At 66.3% G+C, this 1,578-nt stretch carries 2 protein-coding genes; both read left to right on the forward strand.

Features of this window, described 5'->3' with window-relative positions:
- On the forward strand, window positions 1-1,025 hold a 1,025-nt coding region (groEL, locus tag EN781_RS32185), incomplete at its 5' end, for a chaperonin GroEL (protein WP_127400712.1).
- A 110-nt stretch (window positions 1,026-1,135) separates the two neighbouring features.
- The gene (locus tag EN781_RS32190; protein ID WP_126055271.1) at window positions 1,136-1,360 is read left to right on the forward strand and encodes a hypothetical protein; all 225 of its coding nucleotides are present in this window, start codon (window positions 1,136-1,138) and stop codon (window positions 1,358-1,360) included.
- Window positions 1,361-1,578 lie beyond the last annotated feature (218 nt).

Here is a 1,578-nt window from a genome sequence, read left to right on the forward strand (position 1 = left end):
CTTATTTCATCACCAACCAGGACAAGATGCGCGCCGATCTCGAGGAGCCCTATCTTCTGATCCATGAGAAGAAGCTGACCAATTTGCAGGCGCTGCTGCCGATCCTCGAGGCGGTGGTGCAGTCGGCGAAGCCGCTGCTGATCATCGCCGAGGATGTCGAGGGCGAGGCGCTGGCAACGCTGGTCGTCAACAAGCTGCGTGGCGGCCTGAAGGTCGCCGCCGTCAAGGCACCGGGCTTCGGCGACCGCCGCAAGGCGATGCTGGAGGACATCGCCATCCTCACCGGCGGCCAGGTCATCTCCGAGGATCTCGGCATCAAGCTGGAAAACATCACTCTGGCGATGCTCGGCCGCGCCAGGCGAGTGACCGTCGAGAAGGAGAACACCACCATCGTCGACGGCGCCGGCGGCAAGCCCGAGATCGAGGGCCGCGTTGCCCAGATCAGGCAGCAGATCGGCGAAACCACCTCCGACTACGATCGCGAGAAGCTGCAGGAACGGCTGGCCAAGCTCGCCGGCGGCGTCGCCGTCATCCGCGTCGGCGGCTCGACCGAGGTCGAGGTCAGGGAGCGCAAGGATCGCGTCGACGACGCGCTGCACGCCACCCGCGCGGCGGTCGAGGAGGGCATCCTGCCCGGAGGCGGCGTGGCGTTGCTGAGAGCGGCAAGGGCGCTTGACGGCATCGCCGTCGACAATCCCGACCAGAGGACCGGCATCGAGATCGTGCGCCGCGCGCTGGAAACGCCGGTACGCCAGATCGCCGAAAACGCGGGCGCCGAAGGCTCGATCATCGTCGGCAAGCTGCGTGAGAACGGTCAATTCTCTTTCGGCTGGAACGCCCAGACTGGCGACTATGGCGATCTCTACGGCCAAGGTGTGATCGACCCGGCCAAGGTGGTGCGCACCGCCCTGCAGGACGCCGCCTCCATCGCCGGGCTGTTGGTTACCACCGAGGCGATGGTGGCGGAAAAGCCGAAGAAGGAGGCCGGTCCCATGATGCCGCCCGGGGGCGGTATGGATTATTAGGGGCTCCGCTGGCGGGAGAGGGGAGGCATTCCCCAAATTGACTCCCCCGCCGCTCTCCGCCATCCTTGGGGCTGCCGCTATCCCTGCGGCAGCGTGTTTCGAGTGAGGCCATGGCCAGTTCCGCCGCCAGAGAAAATTCCCGCCGCGCCGCGGTGAAGAAGGCGCTCGAGCGCCACAAGGTCTATGTCACCGCGCAGAGCTTCTCCGGCGGCACATACAGCGCGCGCGTGCTGGTCGACGGCGAGGCCTATTGGGTCGACGAGTTCCGGCTGAGCCAGCTCAGGCAAGGGCTGACCCCGGCTGAGCTCGAGCTCACGCCGGCCGCCGACGATTGAGTTTTCACGGATGATCATGGCAAGGCTGGCGGGACAGCACCCCCCTCTGGCCTGCCGGCCATCTCCCCCTCAAGGGGGGAGATCAGATGCAGTTGCCGCTTTCGCCAATCGCCGACGTTACAAGGGGAGCACCGGCGCTCGAACTGCCAATCTCCCCCCAAGTGGGGGAGATGTCCGGCAGGACAGAGGGGGGCGCGAAGGAACGCGGCCTTTGCCAT

The sequence above is a fragment of the Mesorhizobium sp. M4A.F.Ca.ET.090.04.2.1 genome (assembly GCF_003999085.1).
Lineage (GTDB): Bacteria > Pseudomonadota > Alphaproteobacteria > Rhizobiales > Rhizobiaceae > Mesorhizobium.

Excerpts from the sequence above, each read along its gene's own strand:
- EN781_RS32190 (WP_126055271.1), top strand. The coding sequence starts at position 1,136 with ATGGCCAGTTCCGCCGCCAGAGAAAATTCCCGCCGCGCCGCGGTGAAG.